The sequence below is a fragment of the Advenella alkanexedens genome (genome assembly GCF_019132845.1).
GTDB lineage: Bacteria > Pseudomonadota > Gammaproteobacteria > Burkholderiales > Burkholderiaceae_B > Advenella > Advenella alkanexedens.
On the sequence record NZ_JAHSPR010000008.1, the window covers coordinates 1 to 17,342 of the forward strand.

At 46.5% G+C, this 17,342-nt stretch carries 16 protein-coding genes and 3 pseudogenes; 11 read left to right on the forward strand and 8 right to left on the reverse strand.

Annotated elements, in window-relative coordinates:
* A partial coding sequence (locus tag KU392_RS10550) for a transposase domain-containing protein (protein ID WP_217735121.1) occupies positions 1-122 on the forward strand: 122 nt, incomplete at its 5' end.
* Between the two features lie 64 nt (positions 123-186).
* Positions 187-972: an HNH endonuclease gene (locus tag KU392_RS10555; protein ID WP_217735266.1), complete on the forward strand. Its 786-nt coding sequence runs from the start codon at positions 187-189 to the stop codon at positions 970-972.
* A gap of 76 nt (positions 973-1,048) precedes the next feature.
* Here KU392_RS10555 and KU392_RS10560 read toward each other — a convergent pair.
* The 3 genes and pseudogenes from KU392_RS10560 to KU392_RS10570 all read right to left on the reverse strand — a co-directional run.
* A pseudogene (locus KU392_RS10560) lies at positions 1,049-1,249 on the reverse strand (transposase domain-containing protein); the annotation flags it as partial.
* A 15-nt stretch (positions 1,250-1,264) separates the two neighbouring features.
* A pseudogene (locus tag KU392_RS10565) lies at positions 1,265-1,816 on the reverse strand (transposase); the annotation flags it as partial.
* A 71-nt stretch (positions 1,817-1,887) separates the two neighbouring features.
* Positions 1,888-2,651 (reverse strand): IS5 family transposase gene (locus KU392_RS10570; protein WP_246587438.1). Its coding sequence is split into 2 segments (ribosomal slippage): positions 1,888-2,336 and positions 2,336-2,651, totalling 765 coding nucleotides; the frame shifts between segments, so codons are not numbered across the junction.
* 135 nt (positions 2,652-2,786) lie between these two features.
* Between KU392_RS10570 and KU392_RS10575 the strand changes: the two genes are divergently transcribed.
* The 4 genes from KU392_RS10575 (at position 2,787) to KU392_RS10590 (ending at position 6,046) form a co-directional block, all read left to right on the forward strand.
* Entirely contained in the window at positions 2,787-4,490 is a 1,704-nt protein-coding gene (locus KU392_RS10575; RefSeq protein ID WP_217735268.1) for an IS1634 family transposase, read from the forward strand.
* 136 nt (positions 4,491-4,626) lie between these two features.
* Entirely contained in the window at positions 4,627-5,244 is a 618-nt protein-coding gene (locus KU392_RS10580) for a nucleotidyltransferase domain-containing protein (RefSeq protein ID WP_246587439.1), read from the forward strand.
* Between the two features lie 92 nt (positions 5,245-5,336).
* On the forward strand, positions 5,337-5,759 hold the full coding sequence (locus tag KU392_RS10585) for a transcriptional regulator (protein WP_343212443.1): 423 nt from the start codon (positions 5,337-5,339) through the stop codon (positions 5,757-5,759).
* Entirely contained in the window at positions 5,756-6,046 is a 291-nt protein-coding gene (locus KU392_RS10590; protein WP_217735270.1) for a helix-turn-helix domain-containing protein, read from the forward strand. The genes KU392_RS10585 and KU392_RS10590 overlap by 4 nt, the downstream gene beginning before the upstream one ends.
* A 658-nt stretch (positions 6,047-6,704) precedes the next feature.
* Here the strand turns inward: KU392_RS10590 and KU392_RS10595 are convergent.
* From KU392_RS10595 to KU392_RS10605, 3 genes and pseudogenes are all read right to left on the reverse strand, one after another.
* Positions 6,705-7,715: an Ldh family oxidoreductase gene (locus KU392_RS10595; protein WP_217735271.1), complete on the reverse strand. Its 1,011-nt coding sequence runs from the start codon at positions 7,713-7,715 to the stop codon at positions 6,705-6,707.
* A gap of 950 nt (positions 7,716-8,665) precedes the next feature.
* Complete coding sequence (locus tag KU392_RS10600) at positions 8,666-8,953, reverse strand: hypothetical protein (protein ID WP_217735272.1); 288 nt, start codon at positions 8,951-8,953, stop codon at positions 8,666-8,668.
* Positions 8,954-8,963: 10 nt separating this feature from the next.
* Positions 8,964-9,449, reverse strand: a pseudogene (locus KU392_RS10605) (transposase); the annotation flags it as partial.
* 301 nt (positions 9,450-9,750) lie between these two features.
* Here KU392_RS10605 and KU392_RS10610 point away from each other — a divergent pair.
* The 4 genes from KU392_RS10610 (at position 9,751) to KU392_RS10625 (ending at position 13,793) form a co-directional block, all read left to right on the forward strand.
* Entirely contained in the window at positions 9,751-11,019 is a 1,269-nt protein-coding gene (locus KU392_RS10610) for an AAA family ATPase (RefSeq protein WP_217735273.1), read from the forward strand.
* Positions 11,019-11,693 carry an RloB family protein gene (locus KU392_RS10615; RefSeq protein ID WP_217735274.1) on the forward strand — a complete coding sequence of 225 codons (675 nt, stop codon included), beginning with the start codon at positions 11,019-11,021 and terminating at the stop codon, positions 11,691-11,693. Before KU392_RS10610 ends, KU392_RS10615 begins: the two co-directional genes overlap by 1 nt.
* Before the next feature lie 50 nt (positions 11,694-11,743).
* Entirely contained in the window at positions 11,744-13,084 is a 1,341-nt protein-coding gene (locus KU392_RS10620) for an anti-phage deoxyguanosine triphosphatase (protein WP_217735275.1), read from the forward strand.
* 385 nt (positions 13,085-13,469) lie between these two features.
* Entirely contained in the window at positions 13,470-13,793 is a 324-nt protein-coding gene (locus KU392_RS10625) for a DsrE family protein (protein ID WP_217735276.1), read from the forward strand.
* 155 nt (positions 13,794-13,948) lie between these two features.
* Here KU392_RS10625 and KU392_RS10630 read toward each other — a convergent pair whose 3' ends face one another.
* Positions 13,949-15,016 (reverse strand): 2-keto-3-deoxygluconate permease, encoded by a 1,068-nt coding sequence (locus KU392_RS10630; RefSeq protein ID WP_217735277.1) that lies wholly within the window; start codon positions 15,014-15,016, stop codon positions 13,949-13,951.
* A 64-nt stretch (positions 15,017-15,080) separates the two neighbouring features.
* Positions 15,081-15,872: a 1,6-dihydroxycyclohexa-2,4-diene-1-carboxylate dehydrogenase gene (locus tag KU392_RS10635; RefSeq protein ID WP_217735278.1), complete on the reverse strand. Its 792-nt coding sequence runs from the start codon at positions 15,870-15,872 to the stop codon at positions 15,081-15,083.
* 589 nt (positions 15,873-16,461) lie between these two features.
* Here KU392_RS10635 and galU point away from each other — a divergent pair.
* Positions 16,462-17,337: a UTP--glucose-1-phosphate uridylyltransferase GalU gene (gene galU / locus KU392_RS10640; RefSeq protein ID WP_217735279.1), complete on the forward strand. Its 876-nt coding sequence runs from the start codon at positions 16,462-16,464 to the stop codon at positions 17,335-17,337.
* Positions 17,338-17,342 lie beyond the last annotated feature (5 nt).

A 17,342-nucleotide genomic window follows, 5' to 3' on the forward strand; every position in this document is an offset into this window, starting at 1 on the left:
AGCTCAATGGGCATGATCCGTATGCCTATTTGAAGGATGTACTCACACGCTTGCCCACTCAGCCCGCCAGCCGTATTGCTGAACTGTTGCCGCATAATTGGCAACCACAGACAGCGATGTAAAAAAAACAGGTTAAAGAAAACCGCTGTCAAGATGAGATGGCCGAACGCTTACTGCATAAGCAGGGTGCGAAATAAAGAACTTGCAAAACGTTTAGCTGCCGCCACACCAACGATTACGACTGCATCTATACAATTCGACCAAGCCGCACGTCGTCATCAACTGCATAACATCGCAGTCCATGATGTAGTCGCACCCGATGTAACAGTGAATGAGATGGAGAAAGTCTATACTCAACGCATGGCAAAGAACAACACACCAGGGAGAAATATTTACGACAAAATTTTTTCATCAGCACCACGCGGGCGCTGTCCACTGTGTATGCAACGTTCCGTGACAACACTCGATCATTATTTACCCAAGGCACATTACCCAGCTCTTGCTGTTGCGCCGTACAATCTAATCCCAACCTGCTTTGACTGCAACAAGGCAAAGCGAGACGTCATACCGAAGACTGCCAAAGATGTACCTCTCCATCCTTATTATGACAATCTTGGGGATGATATCTGGTTGACTGCAATCGTGCTTGAACGGTGGCCAACCGCATTACGTTTCACGGTTACACGATCGAAAACATGGGACGATACGCTTTATGCTAGAGTAAACCATCATTTCCGCTCCCTAGGCCTAGCCGCACTCTTCGCATCCGAAGCAGCAGAAGAATTGCTAAATATTCGTCATCAGCTTCAAATTCTGAGTGCTGCTGATCCGAAAAACGGTGTCCGCACTGAACTCAAACGACGCGCTGAAAGCTGTGCTGCAGCGCGAGTAAATGGCTGGAAAACAGCAGCCTATCATGCTTGGAGCCAGAGTAAGTGGTTCTGTGAGAAAGGTTTCTTACCGAACAACTAGAACAAAAACGTCACTACCAATTATCGCTAAATAGTAAGCATCCGCCCCATACCGTATTGACAGCTTAAAGCTTTTTTTACAGTTGTACTCGCCAGGGCAATAACTCGTCGACGCGATTCACCGGATAGTCGGCAATCACCGACAGCACATGACGCAGGTACGCCTCAGGATTAATCCCGTTCAGTTTGGCCGTGCCCAACAAACTGTAAAGCGTCGCCGCCCGTTCACCACCGGCATCCGAACCCAGGAATAAGTAATTCTTGCGTCCAACCGACACACCGTAAGCTTACCGTCAAGCGCACAGTTCATAACTAGAGACTTCTGCTGCTAACTGTCGTTTAAATTCACTGGGTGGTAAGTTACCCAATGACTCATGGGGTCGTTCCTCGTTATAACTTAACATCCAGGCCCAACTGAGGTCTCGCACCTGATCCAGCGATGAGAACAAATGCGGGTCCAGGACTTCGGTGCGATAACTGCGATTAAATCGCTCTATATAAGCATTTTGGTTTGGCTTGCCTGGCTCAATATAACAAATCTTGATGCCATGTGCTTCACACCACTGTGTAAAAGCAAGCGACGTCATTTCACTACCATTATCCACGCGAATCATTTTAGGCAGGCCTCTTTCTGCTTTAAGTTGCTCCAGCGTTCTCACCACTCTGGTGGCAGGTAATGAGGTATCAATCACGATATCCAAGGCTTCCCTGACGCCTTCGTCAATGATATTGAGCACACGAAAGCGCGTACCGTTGTAAAGTGCATCGCTCATAAAATCAAAAGACCAACTGTAATTCGATTCCGCAGGCACCGCCAAAGGCGCTGGCGCACGCTCGGGTAACCTGAGTTCGACACTTTAATCCTGTGCTTTTGACACGAACGCCTTTATTCATGCGGGTTTTTAATTAGGGCGTGTTAACACAAACGCAGTCCGTCCATCACGAGTACGAAATTGACGAATCCAATGAACATGAGATCGAGCTTCTCAAAGCGGGAGAAGATTCTTCGGTAGCCTTTGAGGCGACGAAACAATCGCTCCACCTCGTTTCGCCGTCGATACATCGCGCGGTCATACTCCCATGGATCCAACCGCCTGGAGGACGGGGGTACGACGGGGATATAGCCAAGATCGAGCGCAAGCTGCCGGGTTTTATTGCCCTCATAAGCGCGATCCATCAGCAAATGGACGGGCCGAGTGAGCGCGCCGAGCCGTTCGAGCAAGACACGTCCAGCAGGCGCATCATGGGCCTGTCCGGGAGAAAGTGAAAACGCTACGGCAGTTCGATCATCCGCGGCAACCATATGAATCTTGGTGTTCCAGCCCCCTCTCGACTTTCCAATGGATTGGGGGCCGTTTTTTTTAAAGCACCCGTGCCATCGGGATGCACCTTTATGCTGGTGCTGTCCAATGAGACCGCTTCGATCTTTATACGCACGATCTGATGCTTCTGAAGCTCAGCAAACATCCGATCAAGAACACCAGCCTTTGCCCAGCGGTTCATGCGCGTGTAAACGGTGTGCCAGTTCCCGAATCGCTCGGGCAGACCGCGCCACTTGCAGCCATGCTCGGCCACATAAAGAATGGCATTGACTACCTGCAAATTCGTTAGCTTGACATTGCCTCGTTGCCGGGGAAGGCAGCTTTCGATATGCGTAAATTGTTCAGGTGTGATTTCCATTCCTGTAGGATAGGCAATATTGCGGCCGATTGTCTATTAGTGTTAACACGCCCTAATTTAATGCAATTATTTGTAATGGCACGTTTTAATAAAAAAACATTGTATTAAATATTAAAATAGTGATATAGTAGTGGCATGTTTATCAAAGTCACCAAATCGGGCCCCAGGCGCTATGTACAGCTGGTCGAGGCCTACCGCGACGACACTGGGCGCCCCAAGCAGCGCACGGTGGCGACGCTTGGGCGGTTGGATCAACTGGGTGACTCAATCAAATCCATGCATGAGGGATTGTCTCGTATTCTCGGTGTGGACGGCGCGTCTGCCGCGGGTAGCGGCACACCGCAGTTTGAATCATCCCGTGCGTTGGGCGATGTCTGGGTCCTTACCCAAATCTGGAAGCAACTGGGGCTGGACCGTTTGCGTCAGGCCTTGAAGCAACGAACGCGTCATCGCATTGATCTGGAAGCGTTGTTGCGTGTAATGGTCATCAATCGTTTATGCGATGCAGATTCCAAGCCAGGCACCTTACGATGGCTCAAGACCGTCAGCCTGCCTGATACGAGCCTGGAGTCCGTCAATCACCAACAACTGTTGCGCACCATGGACGCACTGCTTGAACACCAGGACGTCATTGACAAGATCTTGGCCGATGCCGTACGGCCACTCGTCAGTGAAGATCTCTCCGTTGTCTTCTACGATATGACCACTATACGGGCCGAGGGCCTGTCTGAAGCAGACGAAGAGATCCGCCAGTTTGGTAAGTCCAAGGAAGGTGGCCTGGCCCGTCAATTCATGCTGGGGCTGGTGCAAACCGCTGAAGGCATTCCCCTTTATCACGAGGTCTTCCCGGGCAATACGGCCGAAGTGGGTACCTTGAAATCTTCTTTACTCAAGGTACTGGAACGCTTCCCGATCAAACGGGTCATTGCCGTTGCCGACCGGGGCTTGCTGTCGTTAGATAACCTGGAAACGTTGCAAAAAATCGTGCTGCCATCGGGCGCACCGCTGGAATTTATTCTGGCGGTACCAGGCCGCCGTTACAACGAATTTGCCGATCTGCTGGCACCATTTAATCAGCGTGCGCAAACCGCTGACGAATCCGAGATCGTGGGTGAGGAACAGTGGAACAACCTGCGGTTGGTCGTCGCGCACGACCGGCACCGAGCCGCTGAGCAAACCGCGCAACGTGATGCCACCATCGCCCAATTGGAAGCCCAAGCGGCACAGTGGGTAGGAAAACTTGACTCGCAGGACGAAGGCCAACGAAGCCGGGGTCGTGGGTTATCGGACGGTGGCGTTCGCGCCCGGTTTTACCACGAAGTATGTGAGCAACGGCTACGGCGCATTATCCGGGTGGATCTGAAAAGTGAACTGTTCACCTATGATATTGACGAAAAGGCATTAGCGCTGGCCCGTGCCATGGATGGCAAACTACTACTGGTCACCAATACGCAGGATCTGAAGGCGAGCGAAGTCATCGCCCGTTATAAATCCCTGGCCGATATCGAACGCGGATTCAAGATGCTCAAGTCAGATATCGAAATCGGACCAGTCTATCATCGCTTGCCCGATCGTATCCGGGCGCATGCGTATATCTGTTTTATCGCGTTGGTACTCGCGCGTGTCATGCGCGAACGGCTGTACCAGAATCCGGTGCCCGACGTGTGTTCACCGGAACGGGCCTTGTCAGTATTGCGCCGGATTCAGACGCATAAAGTCACCTTCGATGCTCAGGCACCCGTTACCGGCATCTCCGCCATTGATGCGGAACAAGCGGCTGTGTTAGCCAGCCTGAAGGTTAAAAAACCGACCACTGATGTTGAATATGTGAATTTGTAATGGAGCGTTTATAACATAATCCTTTATAAATCAATAACTTAAAATTTTAACTGTCGAACTCGGGTGACAAGGCCCGGCCGTAACGTACAATCACTCCTTGCCAATCAAACCCATATTGGGTATGATAAAACCCAATATGGGTTTGAAAATTAATTCACAATCATCGCATACGAGCTTTTCCGACGCTCTATTCTCCGGTACCAAACAAAGGGTACTGGGGGTTTTATTTGGTCAACCCAATCGTAGCTTTTACTCAAACGAATTAATCAATTTGGCTTCCAGCGGTTCAGGTGCCGTTCAACGAGAATTAGCCTCATTGGCAAATAGTGGCCTGATTACGGTAAAAATGGTTGGCAATCAAAAACATTACCAAGCGAACCATGACTCCCCCATCTTTGAAGAACTATGTTCAATCGTTCAAAAAACCATTGGCTTGGCTGACCCACTTCGTAATGCCCTTCAACCCTTGGCTGCTCAAATAATCGCTGCCTTTGTTTATGGTTCTGTTGCCAAAAAAACCGATACCGCCAACAGTGATATTGACTTGATGCTAATCAGTAATGAAATCAGTTATGGAACGCTTTTTTCCTTATTGGAGGAAACCAGTCAATTACTGGGGCGTTCGGTAAACCCCACTATTCTAAGCCAGGAAGAATTCAATAAACGCCTTGAAAATCAAGAGTCTTTCTTAACACGAATACTGGAACAGCCAAAAATCTGGATCATGGGGGAAAGCAGTGACCTTGGCATTTAAGAACCTGTCAGGCCCAGGCAAGCCCCGAAGTTTTGTGTGAGTGGGTTTATTGTAAAATTCTCGTATTTTTAGAGCTTGCGAAAAGATACTCAATGTGCAAGCGTTGTGCCGTTGACAGGCCTTTGGCCTGTGCGACAAACCTTCAGGTGAGTTCTCTTAAAAAAATTGAAAAACATACGTCATTGACGTATAATAAAACCATGATTTACACTGTTTACGAAACTTCCATATTTATAAAAACAATAGCTGGCATATGGTCCAATGATGAGCGGCATGAGTTTATCAAGTGGATTGCCTGTAACCCCGAAGCGGGCGATGTCATACCAGGTTCAGGTGGTTTGCGTAAGGTACGCTGGGGCAAACAAGGTATTGGTAAACGAGGGGGTGTGCGAATCATCTATTTCAATACGCTCTCTGTCGGTGAAATATCCTTGCTAATAGCATATACAAAAGCGAAATTCGATAATCTTTCTACCGAGTTTTTGCTTAAGCTGAAAAATGAGGTGTCAAAATGAATGATAAAGAAATGAAACAGTTTGAAGATGAGCTTCTTCAATCCGTGCGAGAAATGAAAAACCGGCAGTTTGCAAGGGCAACCAAGGTCAATGTAACCGAAATGGCAAAAACCCGTATTAATGCCGGCTTCTCCCAGGACTCTTTCGCTAAACTGATGGGGGTTTCCGTGCGTACCCTGCAAGAATGGGAGCAAGGTAGACGCAACCCCAGTGGTGCCGCACAAACGCTACTGAAGATCGCTGGCCGGCACCCTGAAGTGTTGCGTGAGCTGAATGAGGTTGTTTAATGCAGTTTTAGTGGATGAATCGTTGGCAAAAAAAGGATAACAAACTTTTTAAAAATCTATGGTATAGCTTTTTGCCATTTTTTGGCAAATTGCTAATTTTTCGTAAGCATCCAGTAAACACACGTTGACATGACCGTACTAGCGGTCATTATATTTTTTACTCGTATACAACGGATGCCCAATTGTGGCCTAAAAATAAAAATCTTCCGGTGTCAATGGGGATCAGGGTGTAGTTTGCCGACCGTTTACTACGAGTCTTTCCGACGCCCTCTTCTCCGGTACCAAACAACGGGGGCTGGGGATTTTGTTCGGCCAACCTGATCGCAGCTTTTACTCCAACGAATTAATCAATTTGGTTTCCAGCGGTTCGGGTGCTGTTCAACGAGCTTGGCTTCCGAAATAACGGCTGCCTTCGTCTATGGTTCTGTTGCCAGGAAGAATTCCATAAACGCCTTGAAGATCAAGAATCTTTCTTAACACGAATACTGGAACAGCCAAAAATCTGGATCATAGGAGAAAGCAGTGACCTTGGCATTTGAGAACCTGTCTGGCCCTGGCAAGCCATTACGGGCAGAGCCTCCTGACAAGAAAGAAATTGTTGCGGAAAAACTGGATACATTGGAGCCATTGTAGTTATCTTAACTTCGTGTCCAGAAAATCAAACCTTCTCCGCTGCTTGATAGCCCATCTCCATCAGCAAACTGTCTGGAATTTCCACCCCTTCATCTTTTGCTGTATTTGCCAAGTCATGACGGCGGGCGCCAGGAAGACGTACGCCATTCTCTTCCAACATCGCAAGAATCAAACTTTCAAAGCGATCAAAGTAAACTTGCTCTCCAGCCAGTGCTTGCGGATCTATCAATATAAATACTTGACCCAACATCGGCTTGTTCCCAACCTCATCATAAATAGGATCGGCCTCAAAGCCAAATTTTGCGCCGGTTAACGCTACGCAAAGCACCTCTACCATCATGGCCAGCATGGCGCCCTTTACACCGCCTGCTGCCTGCATGCTACCTTTAAGGGCGGCCTTGGCATCATTGGTGGGTTGCCCTTCGCTATCCAGGGCCCAACCATCAGGTATGGGTTTGTTGTCTCGGGCGGCCAGTATGACTTTGCCGCGCGCTACCTGTGATAAAGAAAGGTCTATCATGACCGGGGCAGATTGCATACGCGGAAAAGCAGCGGCAATGGGGTTCGTACCAAACAACGGCCGTTTACCACCCCATGCAGGAATTGCAGCCGGAGAGTTACTAAATGCCAGTCCAATCAGATTCTCTTGCGCAACCGGCTCAAGATGATAAGCGGCCACTCCAAAGTGGTGGCTATTGGTTACTCCTGCTATGCAAATACCGGTTTGTTTTGCCTTTTGTATGGCAGAAGAAATGGCCAATTCACAAGCAGGGAATGCCAGTCCTGTACCCGCATCAACCAATACCGCAGATGCTTTTTCTCGTACAATGCGGGGTTCTGCAGCTCCATCGGCACGTCCCGAAGATAAATGCTGTGCATAACAGGGAACACGCGATACGCCATGCGTTGCAATACCATGCGCATCGGCAAATACCAAGGCATTGGCCGTGGATGTCGCCATTGAGGCATTCGCGCCTGCAGCAGCCAGGGCTTCCTGTGCCAATTTCGTTAACTCAGAAAGTGAAACTGTTGTCATACCATTGATCCTTACTATCATTATTTTAAGAAAAATATCCAATCACTGTTTGTGCAATCACGTCTAACACCCTTTTATTGGCCTCTTCAGTTAATCCGGCAATATGCGGGGTTAATATTGACAGGCCCCCGATAGGGCCATCAACAAGGGCTGCCACCATAGCATCAATCCAAACATATGCAAGCCATTACCTCCTACAAACAATGGGTAATATTTATAGGCTGAAAAGTGATTTGTTTTGATCCAGGTTAATCTATATACTGGTCTGTCCTGATGTCAATATATCAAACCACATTTCACATATAGTTGCTGCATGTCACGCTTCATTTTGTTAATAAAATTCAGTAGTCTAATTTTATTATTACCCGCGGTATCAACCAAGGCACTTAATTTGCACGCCACCAAATATCCCGGAAGATGGACATCCGCATCCCGTGCGCCTTATTCGGCCAATCAATCCATTTCAGACTGAATTTTTCTATAAAATTCAGGTCAAGTCCCTTGACGATCGCCCCCGCTGTTACCAGGCGTCGTTTTGTAGTGTCGCCATGGAATCCTGCCAACAAAAGGTAATATTCAAAGATTGAAAAGTGATTGGTCAACTGGCCTTTATCCTGGTTAACCCAGTGTGGTGGCTGCATCTGCGGCTGTCATTCAGCCCAATCAGAAGATCATCCGTTCTGCCTATCGCTTGCAAACAGCCAAATACTTGAAAACTTGCTTGTTTGCGCTCCTTGGTTAGTCCAGCTAGTGTCTAACATTCGGAGCGCAGTTCAAAAAAATACTTTATCAAATACCGCGTTTATGAATACGATTACAGTAAATTAAAAGGCAGCACGCATTGATAAGTAATAAGAACGTCCTGGTTCATTATTTCTCTGGAGAGGGCTTCAATATTGTGAACACCAGTACATATTAAATTCAGCAAAAATCACTTTCTCAAAAGCGTTTTACTTAATTCCTTTTGATAGTAGTCTGAGATATGTTTCTTTTTCTGCCTTAAGGCATCTATTTCTAATCTCGTCAAAGTCCCTGAAGCCAATAAGGTAGTTCGCCTCATTTGCTGTAAGGGCTTTTGTTTGGATACCAAACTGTTGTCTGATTTTGTCATCATATCTTTGCTCCAGAAGTTTTATGTGTTTTTTAAGTGGCTCAAAACTTTTGTCTCTGCCAGCATTAACCAATACAATGCTACCTAATACTGTACCACCATCGGTGTTTGTCAAGGTAGTTGTCACTATTTTTGTCTTAAGCAGCTTGTTGCATGGTTATCTCTTTTTCAGGGTTCAGGCTCACTGGCCCTGTCGGTTCACAGTTCCTGACTGGACGTGATCCCCAGCGTGACGGATTGTTCTGCTTGGCCTGTTCCAGCACTGCTTTACGTTGGGCCAGCAGCGCTGGGTCTTCACCGTCATGGCGTTGCTGGGGGGTAACGAAGTTGAGTTTACTGTGGCGGTGCTCGGTGTTGTACCAACGTACAAACCGTTCAACCCATTGCCGTGCCTCAGTGAGCGAAGCAAAGCCGGACGAAGGCCACTGCGGGCGGTATTTCAACACTCTGAACAGGGACTCGATAAATGCATTGTCATTACTGACCCGGGGACGGCTGTAGGAGGGCAATACCCCCAACTCTTCCAGCTTGGCCTTCATGGTCTGCGCTTTCATTGGCGCACCATTATCGGAATGCAGAACCAGCGGCAGATGCAGGCATTGTTCGCGCAACAGGCAGCGCCTTCTCCTTGTACCGTAATTCACGCTGCAGTTTCAATGACGGTCGCAAGCTTGGCTTGGGCTGACCATTGTTCTGATTTGGCTTTAGATCCTGGCACGGCTTGTTTACGTTCATGGGAATAACGGACCATGATGGATGTCCTTTACCGCCTGTCTGGTTGAAATGGGAGGGTGACAACTATCCTGCCAGAGGGGGAGAACAAGAAATTCACAATCAAAACCCACATTAATAATAAAATAAGTTGATTTTTTGCATAAAAAATGCATAATCATCATATATTTTTGATTATCTGGTAAAAATAAAATGCTCATCGAGTTTCGGGTCAAAAACTTTCGTAGTCTGCGGGATGAACAGGTACTCAGCCTGGTTGCCTCAAAAGACAACACACTGCAAGATACCCACACATTGGCTTCCGACCTGAACACTGTACCCAGGCTCTTGCGCAGTGCGGTTATCTACGGTGCCAATGCAAGCGGAAAATCCAATCTGCTGAAGGCCCTGCAATACATGCGTGGTGTGGTGCTGGAATCTGCCACTGTCATCCAGCCCGATCAAGTATATTCCATACAACCGTTCCGCCTGGATACCGTTTCAGCCAGTCAACCAAGCGAATTCGAAGTCACTTTTGCGCTTGGATCGGTTCGTTACCAATACGGTTTTACCATGACAGCCCAACGGATAATCAACGAATATTTGCTGGTATACAAATCAGCCAAACCCCAGCGCTGGTTTGAACGGTGGTACGACTCCGAAACAGGTAAAGATGTTTATGAGTTTGGCCCTGGCATGAAAGGTTCCAAAGCCTTATGGGAAGGCGCCACCCGTTCCAACTCCCTGTTCCTGTCAATGGCAGTACAACTCAACAGCGACAGCTTACGCCCCGTTTTTGACTGGTTTTCAAGCAGTCTGGTTATTTTCAATGAACATAATAAACTCAACCCGCAAACTTCACTTCAAATGCTCAAAAATTCAGGTGGCCGCAAGCAGATTTGCGATTTTCTAAGTGCTGCCGACATTAGCATCTCAGATATAGAACTGGTTACCCAAAAAGTACCTGGCCAAACCGTTCACTTTGATCTGACTGCGGGTAAAACAGAAATCCGCAACGAAGAAGTTGAAAAACAGCAATTACGTTTTTCCCATGTGACGCCTCATGGGAAAGCAGTCTTTGACTTGATGGATGAATCTGGTGGCACGCGGAATTTGCTGTTCCTGGCTGGCCCGGTATTGGAAATTTTGCAAAAAGGATTAACGCTTGTTATTGATGAACTGGACACCAGCTTGCATACGTTGCTGGTTCGAGAGCTGGTACATTTATTCCACCAGCCCGACATCAATACAGGAGGTGCCCAGTTAGTTTTCACAACGCACGACACGTCATTGCTGGATGCACCGGATTTATTCCGACGTGATCAAATATGGTTTGTAGAGAAAGATCAAGACCAGGCCTCTACACTCGTCAGCCTGTCCGAATTCAGCCCACGTAAAAATGAAGCATTGGAACGTGGTTATTTGATGGGAAGATATGGTGGCATACCGTTTCTAAATCATTCCCTGGGGCTAAACTCCTGATGGTTCGCGACAATTCTCCAAAAGTACGCAACAAACGGCAACTTGCAAGGAAACGCACTAGTCGTGCTTCTTATGACCGAATATTAATTGTATCGGAAGGCAGTAAAACCGAACCAAACTATTTCAAAGAAATCCGTTCTGCCTACCGCTTGCAAACGGCCAACATAGAAGTTCGTGCAAGCGACCTTGGTACGGCACCAATTCAGGTAGTACAGTATGCCCAGTCATTATTTGAAAATGGTGACTCACATAAACGCCTGCAAAAAAGAGCATTTGAACGTGTTTATGCTGTATTCGATCGCGATGAGCACGATAGTTATAACCAAGCCTTAAGTCTGGCCAAGTCTCTGGATAAAAAGCTCAAAAATGATAATAACCAATTAATCAGCTTTAATGCCATTCCTTCAATACCATGTTTTGAACTTTGGTTATTACTTCATTATGAAGATATACAGGCTCCTATTCATCGAACTGAGGTTCTTCAACGTTTAAAACACTATCTACCCAACTATGAAAAAGGTACAAATAACGCCTTTGCCAACACAAAACAGCATTTGGAATTGGCAATTTTACGAGCACAAACTTTAACCAAAAAATTTACGGCTTATACTAATCCAGAACCTTTCACCGATATACACGTACTTGTACAGCGGTTGACGACACTAGGAAAGTAATGCGGTAATTTTTAACCAATAAAATTAACTAAAACAAGGAGACCTACAATATGACCGTTGATATTTGGGAAGAGCGATTTGAGCCAAATGATACTCGTGCTAAGACTGATATACGTAGTGAATGGGAACGAGATTACGCTCGATTAGTTCATTCATCAGCATTTCGTCGTTTACAGTCAAAAACCCAGGTATTAGGCCTGGGAGAAAGTGACTTCTATCGAACCCGTCTGACTCACTCCATGGAGGTGGCACAAATTGGCACTGGTATTGTTCATTGGCTAAAAGAAAAACATAAAGATGATACGGAAATTTCTACTGCGCTGCCCTGCTCAGCACTAATGAACACTATTTGCCTGGCTCATGATATTGGCCACCCGCCATTCGGTCATGGCGGTGAGGTCGCACTAAACATTTGTATGCGAGATTATGGTGGTTTTGAAGGAAATGGTCAAACCTTGAGAATTCTTTCCAAGCTGGATAAGTACACCGAAAAAAACGGCATGAATCCAACTCGTCGAACCCTTCTTGGGGTTCTTAAATATCCAGCGTCCTACAACGATACAGTCCAGGATAGTGCCTATGGTGAACTACCTAATCAACGCTGGTTGTGTAAAGCAAATAAACAACTCCCCCCAAAATGCTATTTGGATGATGAACAAGCTGTAGTTTCCTGGATATTCAATCCCCTGACTGAAGCAGAAAAAAAGGCATTTATTAAGCTTCAGCCTAATAAAAAATCAGGCCATCTGAAACCCATATACAAAGCCCTTGATACCTCTATTATGGAACTTGCAGACGATATCTCGTATAGTTTGCATGACTTGGAGGATGCTATTGCTCTAGGCATGGTAACTCGTGAAGATTGGGACGCCCACTTCGGACCAGTAGAAGACAACACATTGTTTTCTGACTGTGGACTGAAAGCTACTGATATAAGAAATAAGTTATTTTCAGGCGAAAGCCATAGCCGCAAAAAATGTATTGGCAGCCTGGTACACAAGCTGATCATTAGCATTTCTGTTAAAAACTCAGGCTTGGCCCAAGCAACCACTCATTTACTAAAGTGGAATGCAGTGATGGATCAAGCCCCAAAAGCCATGATGGATAGCATTACCAAGCTGGTACTTGATAAGGTTATTAAAAGCCCAAATGTACAGCAATTGGAATTCAAAGGTCAAAAATTAATCATAGAACTGTTCGAAGCCTTGGCATCTGATCCTGAGCGTTTATTACCTCTTTCAACTAAACACAAACATCAGCAAGCTAGTACCGATGCCGGAAAAATTCGGGTAATTTGCGATTATGTTGCAGGCATGACGGATGACTACGCAACACGCATGTACGAGAAAATTTACCATCCTCAAAAGGGATCAATCTTTGATCGGCTTTGAAATCTGAACCAACACTTATATTTCAACTCACCCTTTGAGGGTGAGTCCTACTTGTTCCCACACGGAGCATCACTTGTCATTTAGTTAAGGAAAATCCATTTAAAAACAATATTTTTCTGTCGTTTATGAAAGTTCAACTGTCTCCTTGATGTTGGTTTTTTACTGCCCCCTCTGGCAGGATAGTTGTCCGAGACTTCATGTATGTCAACTATCCTGCCAGAGAGGGCTCCCGCGCAGGAGCATGGGAACCAGGAAACTGTAAAATAAGTTCCAAACCATGGTCAATTAAAACATAACTGTTCAGCAATCAACACTTTGTGGAAAATCATGTTTTTTATATCTGTTCCAAATGAAATGTATAAAAAACCAAGAGGTAAATAGTTCAATGCTTAATAATCAACCGGCCCATAAATTGAAAGTCATTTTGCACGCGCCAACAGGCAATGCGTTGCAACGTGCGCGCAATAATGCCCGTAACCTGAAAAAAGCAACGCCTGATGCTGAAATACGCATTATTGTTAATGCCGAAGCTGTCACCACCGCTTTGGATACTGTAGAAGCCGATACAGACATGATGACTTGGGTCTGTCCAAATACACTGGCAAAGTTAAACAGGGAATTACGCAACCCCCTTACTTTATTGCAAAACCCTGCAATTCTTGAACTGGTTCTCATGCAGCAATCCGGCTGGACTTACATCCGGGCATAAAAAAAGGCCAAAATTTCGCACCTCACTGCCCCTGAACGTATAAGCATGAACGGTCAAATAAGGTGCCGGGTGGCATGACACGAAACCCGCAATTAGCCATGACAACATACTTGTTCCCATGCACCCGCATGGGAACAAGCAACAACCTCACACAATTACTTGGTAGCTGGTTTTATCTCGTAGCCAACTTCCTCATTCGTCTGTTCCACCTCATACAGCGCTTCTTCATTTTCCGGCGTAATGCCATTGCGTTTTTGCCAGCCCGCAAACCAGGCTACAAAAAACGGAAGAACGAAGGCGGTAGTCACTACGGCTGCGGCAATCTGTGCTGTTGCGGCATCTTGCACTGCCAAGTAAGTGGGATCCAAAGAGGCAACAACAGCAGGCGTTGCAATCGCATTACCCGCAACACTTGCTTCAGAGGCGGCAGAAACCATGTTTCTGGTGGGTTTGGGGTGACGGCGAACCACATGCCAGATATACAGGGAAATAATCGCGGCACCACCCGAGATCACTGCCGTTGCAATGCCCAATAAAACCCCAATGGCTCCTTGGCCCAGCAACACCTCCAGATTAATACCTGCTCCAATCGCAAAAGCGGCAAAAGGAATAATGAGTTTTTCACCGGGAGCTAAAAAATTACGTGCTATCGTACTGCTGTTTCCAAGAATGAATCCAAAGAGCATTGGAAAAATAGCGGCAAAAAGAGCAAGCAGGGGAAAAGCGGCAAGTCCGGCAACGCCCAATGCGACCAGGGTAAGAAACGGGCCATCATTAATTGAAAGAATGGAGATCGCACCCTTATCTGTCTTGTTACCAAACTGGCTGGTAAGCGCTACATACAATGAACCGTTTGAATTGGACATACCGGCAATAATAGCCAGTGGAAGCAGTCCAAACAGCACGCCATCCGGAGCAAAAAAAGCAACGCCAAGCCCGAAAATAAGAGCTATGCCAAATTTTGCCACAAGTAAAACAACTCCCTTTTCCACAGAGGGCAGCGCCGAGCGAAAACTGATTTGAGAACCTACGGACAGAAAGAAAAGCCCGATTAAAACAGCCAGTCCATTTTTGAACAGCGCGGTTGTAAAGCTGCCAATATTCAATACTTCAGGTGCGAAAGTATTGAATATGACGCCAAGAAATAAAGGCACAATCATCAATGCACCAGGTATTTTTAAAACCTTAAGCAGAACCCTGTCAAAACTTGTGTAATTTTCCATATTGTCTAGCCTTTTGTGTTTATTTTAAATATTGATATGTCTAATGAATATGCCTGGTGATTTTTTAGCCTTGATCGCCACCACCAGAAGGCAGCACCGATCCTGTAATGTATGAAGCCTCATCTGAAGCCATAAATAACAGCGGGGCAACCATCTCATCGATGGTTCCGTAACGGCCAAAATAGGTACTGTCTTTTGTTTGTTCTATGATTTCCTGATACCAAATCTGATCCTGCTCGGCAAGATCTGATGGATTACCCAATGGATTCCTTGGTATGCGACGTGCAGGCGCCTCTGTGCCGCCAACAGCAACAGCCACCACACGAACGCCTTTAGGGGCAACCTCCATGGCCAGGGATGCTGTTAAAGCATTCACGCCACCTTTGGCCGCCGCATAAGGAACACGATAGATACTTCGGGTGGCGATAGAAGAAACGTTCACAATAACCCCGCGCTTTTTTTCCACCATGTAAGGCAGTACCGCACGGCAGCACCAGAGCGTTGGAAATAAAGACCGGTTTACTTCATCCACAATGTGCGAAGGCTCATATTTTTCGAAGGGTCTTGTCCAGATTGTTCCGCCAACGTTATTGAAAAGAATATCGATTTGGCCATAATGCTCAATCGCATGAGCCGCCATCTTTTCTGCCCCTTCGTAGGTCTCCAGATCGGCTTCGACCCAGGAAACCTTTGCATTGCCATCATTACTCTTGATTCTTTCAGCGACGTCCTTGACAAGAGGTGAGCGGTCTACCAGCACCGTTGTGCCACCTTCTTGCGAAACTCTTGTTGCTACACCTTCACCAATACCCTGAGCAGCACCAGTTACAATCACTACCTTATTAGCGAATCTCATTACTCACCTTTAATCCTTAATACTTATGTTTATTTCCATGAGAAATGTTTTTGATTTAAAACTGAGGGACAAGCTTAGTAGTGTTTTCCCAAACACGTCTAATACCATAAAGATCCGAATCCATACCTTTAAGATATAAGTTAACTATTCAGCATAAAAATCAAGTATTTATATTGATAGTTGGATTTTGAATACAGGGTTAACACTAACCTCCCTTGATAAGATAGTTGTCACCCCGTAGCAACCTTCGACGCTCTGCATGAGAACCAGGAACTACTGCACACTCATACCAGTTCCCACGCAGGAGCATGGGAACCAGGAAGTTCCCACGCAGATTAAGGCTCCCACGCAGGAGCATGGGAGCCAGAAAAAAACCAACAGAAGCTTCCCATTTGTTGTTTTACCCAATGAAGCGCAAAAATCCAGTTAAAATCAAACAAACTCTGACAAACGTCTGTAAAGACACGGTATTATCATTGATACAACAACAAACAACCTATAGCCCAATACCAAAACCATTTACGCATACTAAAAACATAAGCAAACGCATACCAACAACATAGTCAAATTCAACCCAATAAAAACCTTCATGATTAAAAAAGCCATTCTTCCCGTTGCCGGTTTAGGTACCCGTTTTCTTCCTGCCAGTAAATCCATTCCCAAGGAAATGGTAACGGTGGTAGACCGCCCTGCCATTGAATATGTGGTCAAGGAAGCGGTTGAAGCGGGGATTGAACAGATTATTCTGGTCACCCATTCGGCCAAAGCCTCTATTGAAAATTATTTCGACCGCAATTTCGAGCTTGAAACCACGCTGGAACAGAAGAAAAAATTTGATATCCTGAAGGAGATCACCGATATCCTGCCTCCCAATGTCAGCGTGATCAGCGTGCGCCAGCCCCAGCCTCTGGGCCTGGGACATGCGGTTTTATGCGCCCGGGCGGTTACCGGCAATGAGCCGTTTGCCGTGCTGTTGCCCGATGTACTGGTTAAAAACGCGTCTGGCAAGAATGACCTGGCCTTGATGATTCAACGCTTTGGCCAATCTGCGACTGCGCAGATTATGGTCGAGTCGGTGCCCCAGGATATGGTGGACCAGTACGGGATTGTGGATGTTGCCAGTTCCCCTGCCGAAGGTGAAAGCATTGAAATGCAAGGTATTGTCGAAAAACCTCCTGTGGGTACAGCCCCTTCCAACCTGTCAGTGGTGGGGCGCTATGTATTGCCGGCGCGCATCATGCAATTGCTGGCGGTTACCCCAAAAGGGGCCGGCAATGAAATCCAGCTGACTGACGCGATTGCCCTGTTGCAAAAAGAAGAAACCGTTGAAGCCTATCGCATGAAGGGGCAAACCTTTGATTGCGGCAGCAAGCTGGGCTATTTGAAAGCGGTGCTGCATTACGGGGTGGAACACCCTGCTTTGGGTGAAGACTTCAAAAGCCTGATTAAAGCGCTGGCAATCTAGGCGCT